6 protein-coding genes and 1 pseudogene are annotated in these 16234 nt (G+C 40.7%); all 7 read right to left on the reverse strand.

Features of this window, described 5'->3' with window-relative positions; genetic code table 11:
• Positions 1-373: 373 nt before the first annotated feature.
• Positions 374-3079 (reverse strand): annotated as a pseudogene (locus tag RMZ43_RS19395) (type I polyketide synthase); the annotation flags it as partial.
• Between the two features lie 160 nt (positions 3080-3239).
• Complete coding sequence (locus tag RMZ43_RS19400; RefSeq protein ID WP_428850855.1) at positions 3240-6620, reverse strand: non-ribosomal peptide synthetase; 3381 nt, start codon at positions 6618-6620, stop codon at positions 3240-3242.
• A gap of 50 nt (positions 6621-6670) precedes the next feature.
• Complete coding sequence (locus RMZ43_RS19405) at positions 6671-7741, reverse strand: HAD-IIIC family phosphatase (RefSeq protein WP_428850856.1); 1071 nt, start codon at positions 7739-7741, stop codon at positions 6671-6673.
• A 4-nt stretch (positions 7742-7745) separates the two neighbouring features.
• On the reverse strand, positions 7746-8930 hold the full coding sequence (locus RMZ43_RS19410) for an acyl-CoA dehydrogenase family protein (RefSeq protein ID WP_428850857.1): 1185 nt from the start codon (positions 8928-8930) through the stop codon (positions 7746-7748).
• A 41-nt stretch (positions 8931-8971) separates the two neighbouring features.
• Positions 8972-9226 carry an acyl carrier protein gene (locus RMZ43_RS19415; RefSeq protein ID WP_428850858.1) on the reverse strand — a complete coding sequence of 85 codons (255 nt, stop codon included), beginning with the start codon at positions 9224-9226 and terminating at the stop codon, positions 8972-8974.
• Positions 9227-9263: 37 nt separating this feature from the next.
• On the reverse strand, positions 9264-10118 hold the full coding sequence (locus tag RMZ43_RS19420; RefSeq protein ID WP_428850859.1) for a 3-hydroxyacyl-CoA dehydrogenase family protein: 855 nt from the start codon (positions 10116-10118) through the stop codon (positions 9264-9266).
• Between the two features lie 140 nt (positions 10119-10258).
• A complete protein-coding gene (locus tag RMZ43_RS19425; protein ID WP_428850860.1) occupies positions 10259-16057 on the reverse strand; it encodes an SDR family oxidoreductase in 5799 nt (1932 codons plus the stop codon).
• Between the last annotated feature and the right edge of the window lie 177 nt (positions 16058-16234).

Here is a 16234-nt window from a genome sequence, read left to right on the forward strand (position 1 = left end):
GAGGTGTATCTGTACATTGGGTTTTGACTGCTGCTAACACTGTGTCAAAAGATTCTGATAAAAATGGCAGCAACTTAGTAAAAATTCCTCCATTTTGTTGTAAGTTACCTTGCTCTACTAATACTTGTAACCACCTAGCAAACAACTGCCGATAGCGAGGAATAACTTGGCATTTCTTAAACAATTCCTCAAAAGTATATTTGTCGTCAGGATTGCTAAAAGCACCATTATGCCTAAGAGTTTTATTGATATATGCAATACACAAACGATCCAGCCATTGTCTGCTCTCCAGACAGGTTTGCTGATCAAATTCCAAAATACCGCTACTTGCTTGGTGCTGACCCGCCTGCACTACAGTTTTCCAAAGCTGTGTTGATGATGAAGAGGGGTTTTCTGGCTCAATCCAGTAGCGCTGGCGCTCAAAGGGATATGTAGGTAAGGGAAGGCGACAGCGTTGTTCATGGGCATAAAATCCTGACCAATCTACTTGTGCCCCATTCAGCCAAAGATGACCTAATGTGTTTAACAATAACTCTAAGTCAGATTGAGGCGATGTCTGCGATGGGCTACCCCAACGCGGATGGCGTAACGAAATTAATACTACCTGTTCGGGATGTTTATTTGGATGCTGCTTAGTTAATTTACTTAACGTCCAACCAGGGCCAACCTCTAACAAAATTTGAGCGGGTTCTTGCAATAACTTTTCTAAACCTTCAGCAAAGCGTACAGTTTGCCGCAGATGCTGTGCCCAGTAATGGGGATTGGTGGCTTCATCAGCAGTAATCCACGTACCAGTCAGGTTGGAGATGTAAGGAATTTGCGGTGGCTGAAGCTGTACCTGTTGCAAATGCTGTGTGAATTTTTGCACAACTGGCTGCATCTGAGCCGAATGGAAGGCATGAGAGGTGAAAAGAGGCACAGTATCTATGCCTTGTGCCGCTAATTGCTGTTGTAGTGCTTCAATTGCTGATGTCGGTCCAGAAACGATGCAGGATGACAAACTGTTGACAGCAGCTAGAGAAAGTTGTTGACCCAAGAGTGGTTGTACTTGCTGCTCTGTTAGGGGTACTGCCAACATCCTCCCAGTTGGCATCTGTTGCATCAATTTACCCCTAGTGGCGACTACAGCCAAAGCATCATCTAGGGAAAATACACCTGCAATGGTGGCGGCGACATATTCCCCGATACTGTGACCAATCATCGCCACAGGGCGGATTCCCCATGACATCCATAACTGTGCTAGGGCGTATTCAATCACAAACAGTGCAGGTTGAGCAAGTGCAGTTTGTTGTAGTTGCTGTGTGGCAAGTTCAGTTTGTTCGGTATTGGGGTAAAGAATATGACGTAGGTCAACTCCTAAGTGAGGTTGGAGAATCTCTGCACATTTGTCTATTTGCTTTCGGAATGTTGGTTCCAGTTGATAGAGTTCTCGCCCCATATTCACATACTGCGAACCTTGTCCAGAAAACATAAAGGTAATTGAGCGATCGCCTGATTCATGAAATTTGCTAGGCTCGACCTCACTCAGTAAGGGCTGTGTCTGTGCAATATCTTGACAAACGAGCATCCGTCTATAGTTGAAAGCCTTACGACCTTTGCTTAAGGTGTAAGCAACATCAGCTAGGTTAAGTTCGGGGTGCTGCTGCAAGTGTGCAGACAAATTGGCGATCGCCACCTCCAGCGCTGAACTAGTTTTCGCTGAAATGGTTAACAACTGGTAGGGACGGGATTTTCCAGATGGCTGTTGTGGTGGGGCTTCTTCCAATACCACATGAGCATTTGTGCCCCCAATGCCAAAAGAACTGACACCAGCACGACGGGGTGTACTTTTAGTTTGCCACTCAGAAAGTTTGGTATTGACGTAAAAGGGGCTGTTAGCAAAGTCTATTTTGGGATTAGGGTTTTCAAAGTGCAGGCTTGGTGGGATTTGCTGGTGTTTAAGTGCCAAAACGGTTTTAATCAGACCTGCAACACCAGCTGCTGCATCTAAATGACCGACATTGGTTTTAACAGAACCAATCGCGCAAAATCCCTTGTTTTGGGTATTTGTAGAAAAAGCTTGTGTGAGTGCAGTAATTTCGATCGGGTCTCCCAAAGGCGTACCGGTTCCATGCGCCTCCATATAAGTGATTGTTTCTGGAGCAATTCCAGCTACGGTTTGAGCCTCTAAGATCACTGCTGTCTGACCATCTACACTGGGCGCTGTATAACCAACTTTCACCGCACCGTCATTATTTATGGCAGAACCTTTAATCACCGCATGAATAAAATCGCCATCTGCAAGAGCATCTTCTAATCTTTTTAAGACAACAAGACCAACACCGCTACCACTAATCGTCCCTGCTGCTCTGATATCAAAGGCTCGGCAATGTCCATCGGGAGATAAAATCATCCCCTCTTGATACAGATAGCCGGTTTTCTGTGGCACTTTAACTGCAACACCACCAGCCAAGGCGATATCACACTCACCATTTAGCAAGCTTTGGCTAGCTAAGTGTACAGCGACTAATGAAGTAGAACAAGCAGTTTGAACAGTAATACTCGGCCCTTTAAGGTTTAATTGGTAAGAGACGCGAGTAGATAAAAAATCTTTATCATTGCCAATCAGCAATCTATATTTGTAATCATCTATCGGGTTAGATGTATCAAACTTTTTATAAAGGTTATTAAGTAAATAAGTATTAATACCAGAACCAGCGTAGACACCAATCGAACCCTTGTAAGTTTGAGGGTCATAACCTGCATTCTCAATCGCTTCCCAAGCTTGTTCTAAGAAAAGGCGATGTTGCGGATCGATCGTTTCAGCTTCTCTAGCGCTGATGTCAAAAAAGAAAGCATCAAACATATCTATGTCTGATAGCACACTATTAGCTTTAACGTAGTTGGTATTATTCAATAACTCAGGATCTACACCAGAATAAGCTAGTTCTTGAGAGTTAAAAAAGGAAATACACTCTACACCTTCTCGGAGATTTTGCCAAAACTCTGCGGTATTTTTGGCTTTAGGGAAACGACAAGATATGCCAATAATGGCAATTTCTGAATCATTATCTAAATTAGGTAAAGGCTGTTTAGTCATGATTGTAAAAAAAACGATGGTTATTAGAAAGCGAAAATATAGCGATTTCCAGTTAAATGAGGTACAGAATCAATGTTTTTAAACGCAGAGGATCGCAGAGTAAAGCGCAAAGGTACACAGAGGTTTTAAGTATCTCTGTAGATTAGGAAATGCTAAATTACTAATTATTTGCTCGATGTTTTTGCCTGAGTTGTCTTTTTTGGATTGTCATAGCTTTGCGAGAGTTACGATTCTCTGCTTTTTCGTATGCTTGCTGAGAATAAGTGGACTCATTATTATTTTCAGTTAAATATTCAGCTAAAGATTTGATAGTTGGATATTTAAATAATTCTATAATAGGTATTTCTTTATCAAAAATTTCATTTAATTCTACTTGTAATTTGACAATGAGTAATGAATGTCCTCCAAGATGAAAGAAATTATCCTCAACTCCCACCTTTTCTATTTGCAATAATTGTTGCCAAATATTAGTAATAAGTCGCTCTACTTTAGTTTGGGGTCTGATATATGGTGTTTCTAACTGACGGTTTTCTGGTACAGGTAAAGCACGATGGTCGATTTTACCGTTGGGCGTTAGTGGCATTCTTTCTAAGAACACGAAAGCTGATGGCATCATATATTCAGGTAGCTTTTTTTGGAGAAAGTTTCGGAGTTCACTTGTGGTTACAAATTTCTCTTGATTGAAGATTTCACTTGTTTTTTGCTCGGCGACAACGTAAGCGAATAAACGCTTTTCGCCGAGTTTATCTTCTCTAGCTAAGACCAGAGTTTCTTTGATTTTTGGATGATTAACGAGTACGGCTTCAATTTCTCCGAGTTCAATGCGATAGCCGCGAATCTTAATTTGATGATCGATACGACCGAGAAACTCAATGTTACCATCTGGTAGGTAGCGGGCGCGATCGCCAGTTTTGTAAAGACGATCTCCTAATTTATCGCTAAAGGGATTACGGATAAATTTATCTGCTGTCAACTCTGGACGATTCAGGTAGCCGCGAGCAATACCGACACCACCAATATGTAATTCCCCAGCGACACCCACAGGAACGCGTTGCAGATATTCGTCTAGGATATAAACTTGAGTATTCGCAATTGGGCAACCGATAGGCAGTTGACTAATATCTGGCGTAGATTCAGCTATGGTGGCGCAGACAGTTGATTCAGTTGGCCCGTAAGCGTTGAAGAAACGGCGACCATTAGACCATTGCGTGACTAAATCCGATCCACAAGCCTCACCCGCAACTATGATAATTTGCAACGCTGGTAGTTCTTTATTGGGTAGAACAGCTAATGCTGACGGAGGGAGTGTTACGTGTGTAATCGCCTGCTCATCCAACAGTTTAAGTAAAGCTGACCCTGGCAGCAACTCCTCTGGAGTTCCCAAAACAATCCTCGCTCCACAACCCAGAGCCATAAAAATTTCCCAAACAGCAGCATCAAAGCTAAAAGATGCGAATTGCAGAATACGGCTGTTTGGCTGCACATCAAAGCTATCAATTTGTGCTTGCGCTAGATTGCACAATCCCTGGTGGGCAATTAAAACTCCTTTCGGTTTTCCTGTAGAACCTGAAGTATAAATCACATAAGCTAAATTCTCAGGTTTAACCCGACTAAGTAAATTATCTTGACTTTCACAAGAAATTTCTGTATCCAAGTAGACTAGAGATGCTTTATGCTCAGGTAAGTTTGCTGCTAATTTCTCTGTAGTTAATAGCACCTTAACCTGTGAATCTGACAACATATAGGCTAGGCGTTCTTGGGGATAAGCTGAGTCTAGGGGTACGTAAGCACCACCAGCTTTCAGAATTCCCAACAGTCCTACGATCATCTCTAGGGAGCGTTCAACACAGATACCCACCAATACTTCTGGACCAACCCCTAGCGTTTGCAAATGATGTGCTAATTGGTTAGCGCGGCTATTAAGTTCTCTATAGGTTAGTTGCTCATCTTTAAACATCACTGCTACAGCATTTGGGGTTTTTTGTACCCACTGTTCAAACACCTGATGAATACACAAATCTTTGGGATAATTTACTTGAGTATGATTCCACTCTAAAAACTGCTGTTTTTCTGAGATGGTTAACAGTGGCAGATCATGCAAGTGTTGATCGGGATTGAGAACGATCGCTGTTAATAAAGTTTGGAAATGATTTGCCATTCTAACGATCGTACTTGGTGCAAACAAGTCGGTGTTGTACTCCCAAGCGCCGATTAATCTCCCATCTGTCTCTCTCACCGCCAGAGTTAAATCAAACTTGGCTGTACTTGTATCGGTTTCCCAAAGACTGGTTTTCAAGCCCAACACCTCTAAAGCCGACAGTGCTGATGTCAATTCATTTTGCAGGAGAAACACCACTTGAAATATAGGTGAATGGCTCAAGTCTCGATGTGGTTGTAGTTCCTTAACGAGTTGTTCAAAGGGCAAATCTTGGTAAGTCTGCGCCTCTAACATCATTTGGCGGACTCGATTTAACAGTTCCCGAAAAGTGGGATTACCAGAAAAATCTGTTTGCATTGCGATCGTGTTGGCAAAAAATCCCACGATGCCTTCTGTATTCTTGTCTCGGTTGCGATTGGCAATGGGTGAGCCAATGACAATCTTCTCAGCCGAAGTATAGCGATAAAGCAGGGTTTTGAAGGCTGCTAGCAAAGTAATAAAGAGAGTAAGATTCTCCTGTTTATTCATATCCTTAAGGGCTTGAGTCAGGTTAGCGCCCAAAGAAAAGTGTTGCCTAGCACCGCGAAAGCTTTGCACTGATGGCCGAGGATAATCTGTTGGTAACTGTAGTACAGGTGGATAATTACTTAACTGCTGTTTCCAATAAGTCAGTTGAGACTCTAGCACTTTTCCCTGTAACCACTCCCTTTGCCAAATAGCAAAATCTCCATATTCAAGAGGCATTTCGGGAAGTGAAGCAGGTTTACCTTGAGAAAAAGCTGCATATAATGCTGCCAATTCCCGAAACATCACACCCAATGACCAACCATCAATAATAATGTGGTGCATGGTGAGCAACAACACATAATCCTGTTTCCCTAGCTGTACAAGCATCCATCGCAGTAGAGGGCCTTGAACAAAATTGAAAGAAGGTAGGCGGTGTTCGGCTGACAAGCGTAGAATTTCCAGTTTCTGTGCAGCTTGGGGTAACTCACTCAAGTTCACAACAGATAGAGGTACATCCATAGAATCGGCGATAACTTGTACTGGTTGCCCCCCAACAGTATCAAACGTAGTACGCAATGACTCATGGCGGCTTACAAGTTCTTGTAAACACTGTTCTAATATGCCTATGTCAAGCACACCCTGAAGTTGGATAGCTCCATGTTCATTGTAGAAAGCGCTATCAGGGTTTAACTTATGGAGAAACCAAAGACGTTGTTGAGCAAAAGATAAAGGAACAGGGGAGATTGTCGCTCGTCGAGATACAACATTTAATTTTTGGTCAGATTGAACTTTACCTTGCAAGCGTTTTGCCAACAGTGCTTGTTTGGCTGGTGAAAGTTGAGACTTTATTTTTAAAATATCTTGCTCTAAAGACATGAATATTATTTCCAATTATTGAATAAGTAAGGTTATTAAATTAGTATTTGTTAATCGATAATTTCTAGTTTTATATATTCTGGCAGGGGTGGAATTTGGTTAAGCTGATTTTCTAAAATTACTATTTCGCCTTTGCTTTCAATTTCTTTAAACCCGGCAAATTTATAGGCTATATACATCATCCGATTACGGTTATTAGAAAGAAATTCAGCACACAGACGCACTTTGTTTTCTTGAGCCAGCTTCATGATGTAGTTAAGCATAACTGAACCCACGCCTCTGGACATAACGCGACAAGACATTAGTAAAAGTTTGATTGTCCATACATCATTACGGCATTCTACAAGAGCCAAGCCAATTTTTCCGTAACTGCCATATTTATCTTCCAAACTAGCAATTAGTAATTTATGTTGCTCTGATTGCCGAAATTGATTGAGTTCATCATAAGAATAAGTGTAACCTGTAGTATTTAACTGGTTGGTTCTAACTGTTAATTCTTCGGCTCGTTGTAAATCCTCTTCTTGGGCTGAAGCTAGAGTAAAGTGCATATTCAGAGTTTTTAAGAACTCTTCTTGAACGCCGATAAATTTTTCTTCTGCTTGTTTGCGTTCTATGTCGCTAATATACATTTGCCTTCTTTTCTGAGAATCCTCTGTAATAAAACGAGGATTCAACTCTGGCATATCTAACAAATGCTCTGTTTCAGTTGAATTGATACAAAGAACATCAGGTAGGGAAAAATGCACTTCTTCTAGTTCAAATTGCTGATCGTCAATAAACGTGATCGCATCTAAACCAATATTAATTGATTTAGCAATTTCTTGAATAGAAGCAACTTTAGAATTCCAATTAATTTGGGAGTAAATAAAATACTCTGATAACCCTAGCTCTTGAAGTTTAGCGATCGCTGTATTGCGATCATTTTTACTGGCGATCGATTGCAGAATACCTCTAGCGTCTAAAGTTTTGATAATCTCAACTATATTTTCTTGCAAATCAACGCGCTCATCTTCTAATAATACACCATTCCAGAGAGTATTATCTAAATCCCAAACGACACATTTAATTGTTTTTTTTGTATTTTGCTTGTTCTTGGTTTGCTCCAAATTTAGACCAATCATGTTTTCATATCCTTGTAACTAATTGTTGAGATATTGCCAAGCAGTCGCCCGAAAACATATACTCCTGATAACCATATTCAGCAATGGTAATTTGTTGAATTTGAGTGCTACCTTCGATGATTTCCATGATTTTGGCATCTCGCAAATATCTTTCAACGGAGTACTCACTACTACAACCATTTGCACCATGAATTTGTACAGCATCACTAGCTATTTTAGTAGCCATTGTGGATGCGAAATACTTGGCAATTGAAGTCTCAGCTAGAGAATTAGGATGTCCAATATTTTTCAAATATCCTGCTTGATAGCATAACAATCTTGCTGCTTTCACATTGGCAATCATGTTAGTTATCATTTGTCGAATTAATTGATGTTCTTTTAAATAAACACCAAACTGTTGGCGTTGACTTGTATACTGAATACAAGCTTCTAAACAAGCTTGAGCAATACCTACACATCCCCAAGCCACACTGTATCTGCCATAATCTAGTGCAGCAGAAGCAACATAAGAAAAACCAAAACCCAATCTACCTACAAGATTTTCTTGAGGAATCCGACAATCAACTAGATGTAATTCTGCTAACATCGAAGCCTTAACACCTAACATCCCAACAATCGGTTTGATTAAGAGTCCTGGACTATCTTTTTCAACTAGAAAAGCAGAAGGTTTACCTTCACACAAACCAAAAACTAAGAAAATATCAGCGATTTGTCCATAAGTGATCCATTTTTTTTGCCCATTTAATACATAACAATCTCCAGCCAGTTTTGCTGTTGTCTCAACATTTTTAGCATCGCTACCTACATTAGGTTCACTCAAACCAAAAGCAGCAATTACCTCACCAGTTGCTAATTTAGGTATCCAATACTGTTTTTGAGACTTACTTCCCCACTTAAGTAGAGCATGAGTAACCATATTATGTACGGTTAGTAAACTCCGTAGCGAAGAACATCCCCGACCAATTTCTTCATTTAAGAGTCCATAGGTGATGATATCCATGCCGCCACCACCATGTTCTTTAGGTATTAAAGCACCTAAATATCCTTTTTGAGCTAGTTTTTCAATTATCCTTTTTGGAGTAGATTGTTGTTGGTCGTATTCATCGGCAAAAGGAATAATTTCCTCATCTACAAAGGCTCGAAATGTAGCTTGAGCATTTTTTTGCTCAGGAGTTAATTCTATCTGCATTGTAATTACTATTGAGTTTTTTCAAAAGCATGACTCCTAAATTATCTGACTAGTACCGTTTCACTAAGCTTGCGTTCAATAAAACTTGCCATAGCATTGATTGTTCTGAAGTTATCGAAATCTAGGTCTTCATTCTCAATAGTGATTTTAAATTCTTGCTCTAAAAACAAAACAAGTTGCATAGCAAACATAGAATTGATAAAACCTAAAGTAAAGATATCTTCATCTTCTTGCAAGTCATGGGTTGTAATAAAGCGTGAGATAAAATTTTTGATTTGAGTTTTAGCTTGGTTCATTTTTATGTATTTGTTGTAGAGTATCTACTGGAAATTTTCAACTGTAGTTATAAAAACCCTTACCGCTTTTACAACCATACAAACCTGCATCTACCATCTTCTTCAGCAAAGAACATGGTCTGTATTTGCTGTCGTTAAAGCTTTCATATAGAACTTCAATTGAGAATAGAATAGTATCTAAACCGATTAAGTCAGCAGTCTCTAATGGGCCCATTTTATGACCAAAACAGGTTTTAAAGATTCTATCTACATCTGATGCTGAAGCGACTTGATCTTGTAGTAAAAAAATAGCTTCGTTGATAGTTAACATGAGTACCCGATTAGAAACAAAACCCGGTGAATCATTAACTATAATGCCTTCTTTGCCCATTTGGGCTAACAGTTTTTTAGCTATCTCAATTGTTTGCTCAGAAGTATGATAACCACGAATTGTTTCTACTACTGGCTTCATTGGTACTGGGTTCATGAAGTGCATTCCAATGACTTGTGCAGCACGTTTTGTTGCTGAAGCTATGCGAGTAATGGGAATCGCCGATGTATTGGCAGCAAACACCGTTGCTGGCGGACAAATAGCATCTATCTTTTCATAAACTCTATTTTTAATTTCCCATTTTTCTGTAACATTTTCAATCACAAATTCTGCTGATTCTAAGGATTGGTAATCTGTAAAAATCTGAATTTTTTGGAGGACATTTTCAATATTGTCCGATTTATTAGATTTCTGGAACATTTTTTGAAACCGAAGATTATTTTTAATCTTTTCTTTTGCCTCCTCCAAAATTTTTTCTGAGACATCTAATAAAATCACTTCATGACCAGTTTGGGCTAGGTTTTGCGCTAAACCACTGCCCATTACACCAGCCCCAATAACACCAACTACTTGGATGTTCATGATTGATATCTTAAACTCAACTACCTTGAATGTGTATGGTATATGAACTAGGCACCCATATACCAATTTTCTAAAGTCTGGCAAAGGGTTGAAATTAAGAAACCCAAATAAAATTTGGTTTTCTTAATTAAGAATTGAGATTACCCAACTTTCTCTAAAGTTGCTTCAGCTTCTTCATCAGTTAGTTTTTCTAACTCCTCTAGAATAATTTTTTCGATACATAGAGATAATTCAGCAACAGTAGGGGCTTCAAAGAGGGCGCGGACTGGTACTTCTATTTGGAAGTCATCACGCAATTGGTTAATCATTACACTTCCTGTTAATGAATCTCCTCCTAAAGCAAAGAAACTGTCATAAATCCCCACTTTTTCAAAACCTAAAAACTTTTGAAAGCTTTCAGCAATTTTGTTTTCGAGTTTGTTAGTAGGTGCAATAAATTCATTCTTTAAATTTGGTCTGGGACGCAGAGAAGAGAGGTCAGCTTCTTGGGTATTTACTTTCTGTTTTACGGACTTTAACCTAGTTGCTTTTCCTAATCTAGCTGTGAGATTTCCCGTAGAGACAAATACTTGATTTAATTCCTTCCAAGATAAAATCCGTTCGAGGACATTGATACCTTCTTGTGGTGTCAAAATAAATTCCGCTAAACTGGCATCAACAGATAAAAGCTGTTGTTGAACTTTTCCAACTTGCCAAGTATCCCAATCTACACTTACCCAAGGAATAGAACTAGTTTGATTGTGTTGGTGAACAAAAGCATCCATGAAGAGATTTGCTGCTGAATAAGCTATCAGTCCTCTTCCTCCTAAAACTGAAGATAAAGAAGACATCAATAAGCAAAAATCTAGCTGTTGATATTCTAAAACTTTTGCCAGGACTAAAAGTCCGTGTACTTTAGCTGCAAATTGCTGCTCGCATTCGGTCTTAGTTACCTGTTCAATGGTACACAGTTTGCCAGAAATTCCCGCAGCATGGATGACACCGTTGATTTTACCAAACTTTGTTTCGGCTTGAGCGATCGCACTTTGCATTTGTTCTAGGTTGGTGACATCAGCACCAACTAGTAAAACTTCCGCACCTAGTGCTTCTAATTTCAACACTTTTTCTAACAGACAATTCGACCAATCATCACGGTTGGGTAAGATTGAACGTCCTGTTAAGATTAATTTAGCCTTGACAGTCCGTGCTAAATATTCTGCTAATAGTAGTCCTAAATTTCCTAAGCCACCTGTAATTAAATAAACTCCTCCATCTCGCAATTGTGGTGTTACAGTTGCTACATCCCACTGGATTTGCTCAAAATTTTGTACCCAGCGATGATGATTGCGATAGGCAATAATTTGCTCAGTTGATGGTGCAGATATTTCTTTGAGCAAGCTGTCTACAATATCAACTGTTTCACTGGGAAGTACAACATCAATACTACGACAGCTAATGTTTGGATATTCTTGCGGAATGACTTTACAAGCTCCTAATAAAGTTGCTTTCTGTGGAGAGAGTATTTCATCTCCTGTCACAGACTGCATATTGTTGGAGATTACCATGATTTGCAACTGTTGTGCCCAATTCTGTTGTTCTAGAACTTGAGCTAAAAATAGCAAGCTGTAAAATCCTACATCTTGAGCTTGATTAACTTCATCTACTCCTAATGTTGTTTCATTAGGCGGTGTGACACTCCATAAATGAACAATCATTTTTGGTGTCAAATTTAAGCCAGAAAGTTCCTGAAACAGGCAATGATAGTCATTTACTTGCCGAGGATTAATTGTATATACATACTGTTTTTTATCTACAGCAAATTGCTCTCCAACTCTGACGGTAATTACGTTTTGACTTTGAAGTTTCAATCTTTGAACGATTTGCTCGCCCAAGCTACTCTCATCAGCAAATATCAAATAACATTCCTGTTGGTTTGTTTGCTGTGCTGTCACAGGTGGCAACATTGAACGTTTCCATGATGGAACGTAAAACCAGTCTGCAATTTCAGGCTTTTTACTTGATGAATCTTGACTGGCATCTTCTTGATGAATCAATGTTGTCAATGCTGCTGGAACTGATTTTAATGTTGATGCAGAAGCCTGAGCTAAAATAATATGTTCTCCGAACACATCAAATTCTGAGAAAGCCGCAACATTGACAAACCCATGCTCAGTTAAAGCTTCTTGCCACTGCTGTTTTGATAAAAAGGGATTACCCATATTGCGGATGCCTGCTTCATCCTCAATGGGATTCATTAGCACTGCATCCATGATGTCAGCTTCCAATCTGCCTTCGGTGATTTCCCAAAGGATTAAAAAACCTCCAGGAGCCAATAAAGAACGTACATGTTCTAAAGTTGCTCCAATATTCCGAGCCACATGCAGCACATTAAAGGCAATGATGACATCAAAATTGTGAGTAGAATATCCTTGCTCTTGTGGCGGTTTCTCTATGTCTAGCAAACCGTATTCAACAAATGGATAAGCACTAAATTTCTTTTTGGCTGCTTTCAGGAACAAACTACCCAAATCGGTAAAGGTATATTTGGTTTGCTCTTGCGGCAACAAAGGTAACAATTCCTCTGTGGCTGTACCAGTTCCTGCCCCTAGTTCGAGAATTCTGAGGTTGACATTTGCTGGCAAGGGTTTGACCACCTGCTCAACGATCGCTCGCAAGATCGGTTTATAGTAAGTTTGCGTGGGATAGGTTGGCACTGAATAATCTTCTTCTTGAAGTTTCACCGAAAAGTGAAATTCTAATGCTCCCCTAGCACCAGTCAAGATGGCTGGTAAGTTTTCGCCATAACGTTGGTAAATATCTACCCATTCAATTATCTCTTGCGATCGCAATCTCGCTTCTTGCAAAAACGTATTCATTGAGTCTGAGGAAAGCGGCAGCAGATTAGTATAAATTCCTGCCTCATCTCGTTGAATATGACCTGCTTCTACTAATACATTCAACCAGCGAGCCAACAGTTCTCGATAACGAGGAATAATTTGGCACTGCTCAAACAATTCTGCGAAAGTATACTTATCCTCTGGATTGTTAAAAGCACCTAACTGTCTGATGGTCTGATTCATGTACCCAGCACATAAACGAGTCAGCCACAGTTTCCGTTCTTGCTCAAGTTGAGTGTCAATTCCTTTTACACCCTCAACTGCCTGATTTTGACCAGCTTCTACCATAGATTGCCAAAGTGCGGGTAATGTCGGCAATTTGCTAGTAGTTGGTTTTAGTCTATCAATCCAGTAACGTTGGCGCTCAAAGGGATAAGTTGGTAAAGGAATCCGATGACGACGCTCATGTGCGTAAAATGCCGACCAATCTATCTCCACTCCTGAGAGCCACAGTTGCCCTAAAGTGTTGAGCAAGAATGCTAAATCTGATTGTTGCTCGTAGGAATAACGCAGAGATGGCAGCACCACTTTATCTACAACCTGCTCGCTTTCTAAATATTGCAAAGCTAGGCTACTCAAAGTTTGTCCTGGCCCAACTTCTAACAAAATGGGATTCTGTTTTTTCCACAATTGCTTCACCCCTTCACCAAAGCGCACAGGCTGACACAGATGTTTTGTCCAATAGTTGGCATCGGTTGCTTGGTCGGCTGTAATCCATGTGCCTGTAACATTGGATAGATAGGGGATTTGCGGAGGCTGGCGCTTTACGGTTTTGACTAACTCGGTGAATGGCTCGGCTATCGCTTCCATCATGTAAGAATGGAAAGCATGAGAAGTTTGCAAACGCCGACAAGCCAAACCTTTCTCAGTCAATTGAGCAGCTAATTCATCAATTGCATTTATATCTCCAGCAATCACGCAAAGTTTTGCCCCATTGATGGCTGATAAGGAAAGTTTTTCACTCAAGAAAGGACGCACTTCTGCTTCCGCAAGAGGTACAGCCAGCATTGCCCCACTTGGCAATTCTTGAATCATTTGCGCTCTTTTAGCCACCAGAGTTAGGGCATCTTCTAAAGACAATACCCCGGCTAAAGTCGCAGCCACATATTCCCCAATGCTATAGCCAATCATGGCGACGGGACGAATTCCCCAAGAAATCCACAACTGAGCTAGAGCATATTCAATGACAAAAATAGCTGGTTGGGTGAGATAAGTTTGATTCAGTTTTTCGGCGGCTGCATCGGGTTGTTCAACAGTGCGACCAAGCATTTTTCGCAAATCGAAACCCGATTGAGATGAACCGTTTACAGAATTGGGTTGTGCAGAATTTTTGGGATAAATGACATCTCTTAAGTCAAGATTCAGGAGGGGTTTGAGGATTTCACAACATTGAGCCACTGTTTTTTGAAATGTCGGCTCTAGTTGGTAAAGTTCCTCGGTCATGTTGACGTATTGTGTACCCAATCCCGTAAACATGAAAGCCACGGGGCGATCGCTAATTTCTTGAATGCTGCTCAAAACTCTTTTAGAATCTTGAAGTGCGCTCACAGCATCTTCAAGGTTTTGGCAAACAACCGCTCGCCGATGTTTAAAAGCCTGACGCCCAAGTTGGAGTGTAGAAGCTACATCAGCTAGGTTGATATCGGGATGCTGCTTGAGGTGTGCAGCTAAATTCGCCGTTGCTGTGTTTAAGGCAGAGCTAGTTTTCGCAGATAGCAACAGTAATTGCCAAGGACGGGAGTTACCAGAAGGTTGGGAGGGAGGCGCTTCTTCTAAAATTACGTGGGCGTTAGTTCCCCCCAAACCAAAGGAACTAACACCAGCGCGGCGTGGTTTACCGTTAGTTGCCCATTCAGCAAGCTCTGTGTTGACGTAAAAGGGGCTATTCTCAAAATTAATTTGCGGATTGGGTTCGGCAAAGTGCAGGCTGGGTGGTATTTGTTGATGTTTGAGTGATAAGACTGTTTTGATTAACCCAGCCATTCCAGCTGCTACTCCCAAATGCCCAACATTTGTTTTGACTGAGCCGACTGCACAGTAGCTTTTTTTATCAGTACGACCTTGAAAAGCTTGTATCATCGCCGCCATTTCAATCGGGTCGCCCAAAGTAGTACCGCTACCATGAGCCTCGATGTAGCTGATGCTATCCGGCTCAACTTCCGCCATTAGTTGAGCAGCCCAAATAACTTTAGCTTGGGCAATTTCACTGGGTGCGGTGTAGCCAATTTTTAAAGAACCATCATTGTTAATTGCGGAGCCTTTGATTACAGCATAAATTTGATCGCCATCTGCGATCGCACTTTCTAACCGCTTAAGAACAACGACACCTAAACCGTTACCGAAAACCGTACCTTGAGCCTTTGCATCAAAAGCTCGGCAATGTCCATCAGGAGACACCATTCCATCTGCTGGAAATGGGACAAATCCATCTCTAGTAACTGTAATAGTAATGCCACCAGCCAAAGCTATATTACATTCCCCACTCAACAAGCTTTGACAAGCTAAATGAGTTGCAACGAGTGAAGTAGAACAAGCTGTGCCAACATTAATACTTGGCCCGTTAAGATTTAATTTATACGAAACGCGGGTAGCTACAAAATCTTTATCATTGCCAACGATGGCTTGCAAAGAACTTATTGCTTTTGCTGCCATCAATTCCTCATCAGTATCAAGGTTGAAAGGCAAATAACTGCTTGACCCGGAACCAGCGTAAACTCCTATAGGCTTTTCTTCCTTTTCCGGATCGTAGCCAGCGTTTTCTAGAGCCTCCCAAGCACACTCTAAAAAGAGGCGCTGTTGTGGGTCAATAGTTTCCGCTTCTCTAGGAGTATAACCGAAGAATGAAGCGTCAAATAACTCTACACCCTCTAGAACAGCAGCAGCTTTAATTGTCTTGTTGGACTGATTGGATTCATCAAACTCCATATCTACTTGTGGCAGATCTGAAACCAACTCCACACCGTTGACGAGATTTTCCCAGAAATCCTCAATATTTTTTCCCCCAGGAAAACGCCCAGCCATCCCGATTATCGCTACTTCTAAACCAGTGGGTTCAAGATTCATCGCCTTTATCCTTCCTAAAAAATGTAGTTACCGATTGTTACCCATAGCGCAATACAGTTCAGTTCAGCATTTCTTCCTTTGCGTCCTTTGCGTCCTTTGCGGTTGGTTCAAAATTGACTTTGACAAAGAGTTAAGCCTTGTCCGTCAAAGTAATTTGTAATTACAACCAGTAAATAC

The sequence above is a fragment of the Nostoc sp. CmiVER01 genome (genome assembly GCF_034531135.2).
Lineage (GTDB): Bacteria > Cyanobacteriota > Cyanobacteriia > Cyanobacteriales > Nostocaceae > Nostoc.

Bases quoted from the DNA above. Each gene is read 5' to 3' on its own strand.
- RMZ43_RS19420 (WP_428850859.1), bottom strand. From the start codon at position 10,118: ATGAACATCCAAGTAGTTGGTGTTATTGGGGCTGGTGTAATGGGCAGT.
- RMZ43_RS19415 (WP_428850858.1), bottom strand. From the start codon at position 9,226: ATGAACCAAGCTAAAACTCAAATCAAAAATTTTATCTCACGCTTTATT.
- RMZ43_RS19425 (WP_428850860.1), bottom strand. From the start codon at position 16,057: ATGAATCTTGAACCCACTGGTTTAGAAGTAGCGATAATCGGGATGGCT.
- RMZ43_RS19405 (WP_428850856.1), bottom strand. From the start codon at position 7,741: ATGATTGGTCTAAATTTGGAGCAAACCAAGAACAAGCAAAATACAAAA.
- RMZ43_RS19400 (WP_428850855.1), bottom strand. From the start codon at position 6,620: ATGTCTTTAGAGCAAGATATTTTAAAAATAAAGTCTCAACTTTCACCA.
- RMZ43_RS19410 (WP_428850857.1), bottom strand. From the start codon at position 8,930: ATGCAGATAGAATTAACTCCTGAGCAAAAAAATGCTCAAGCTACATTT.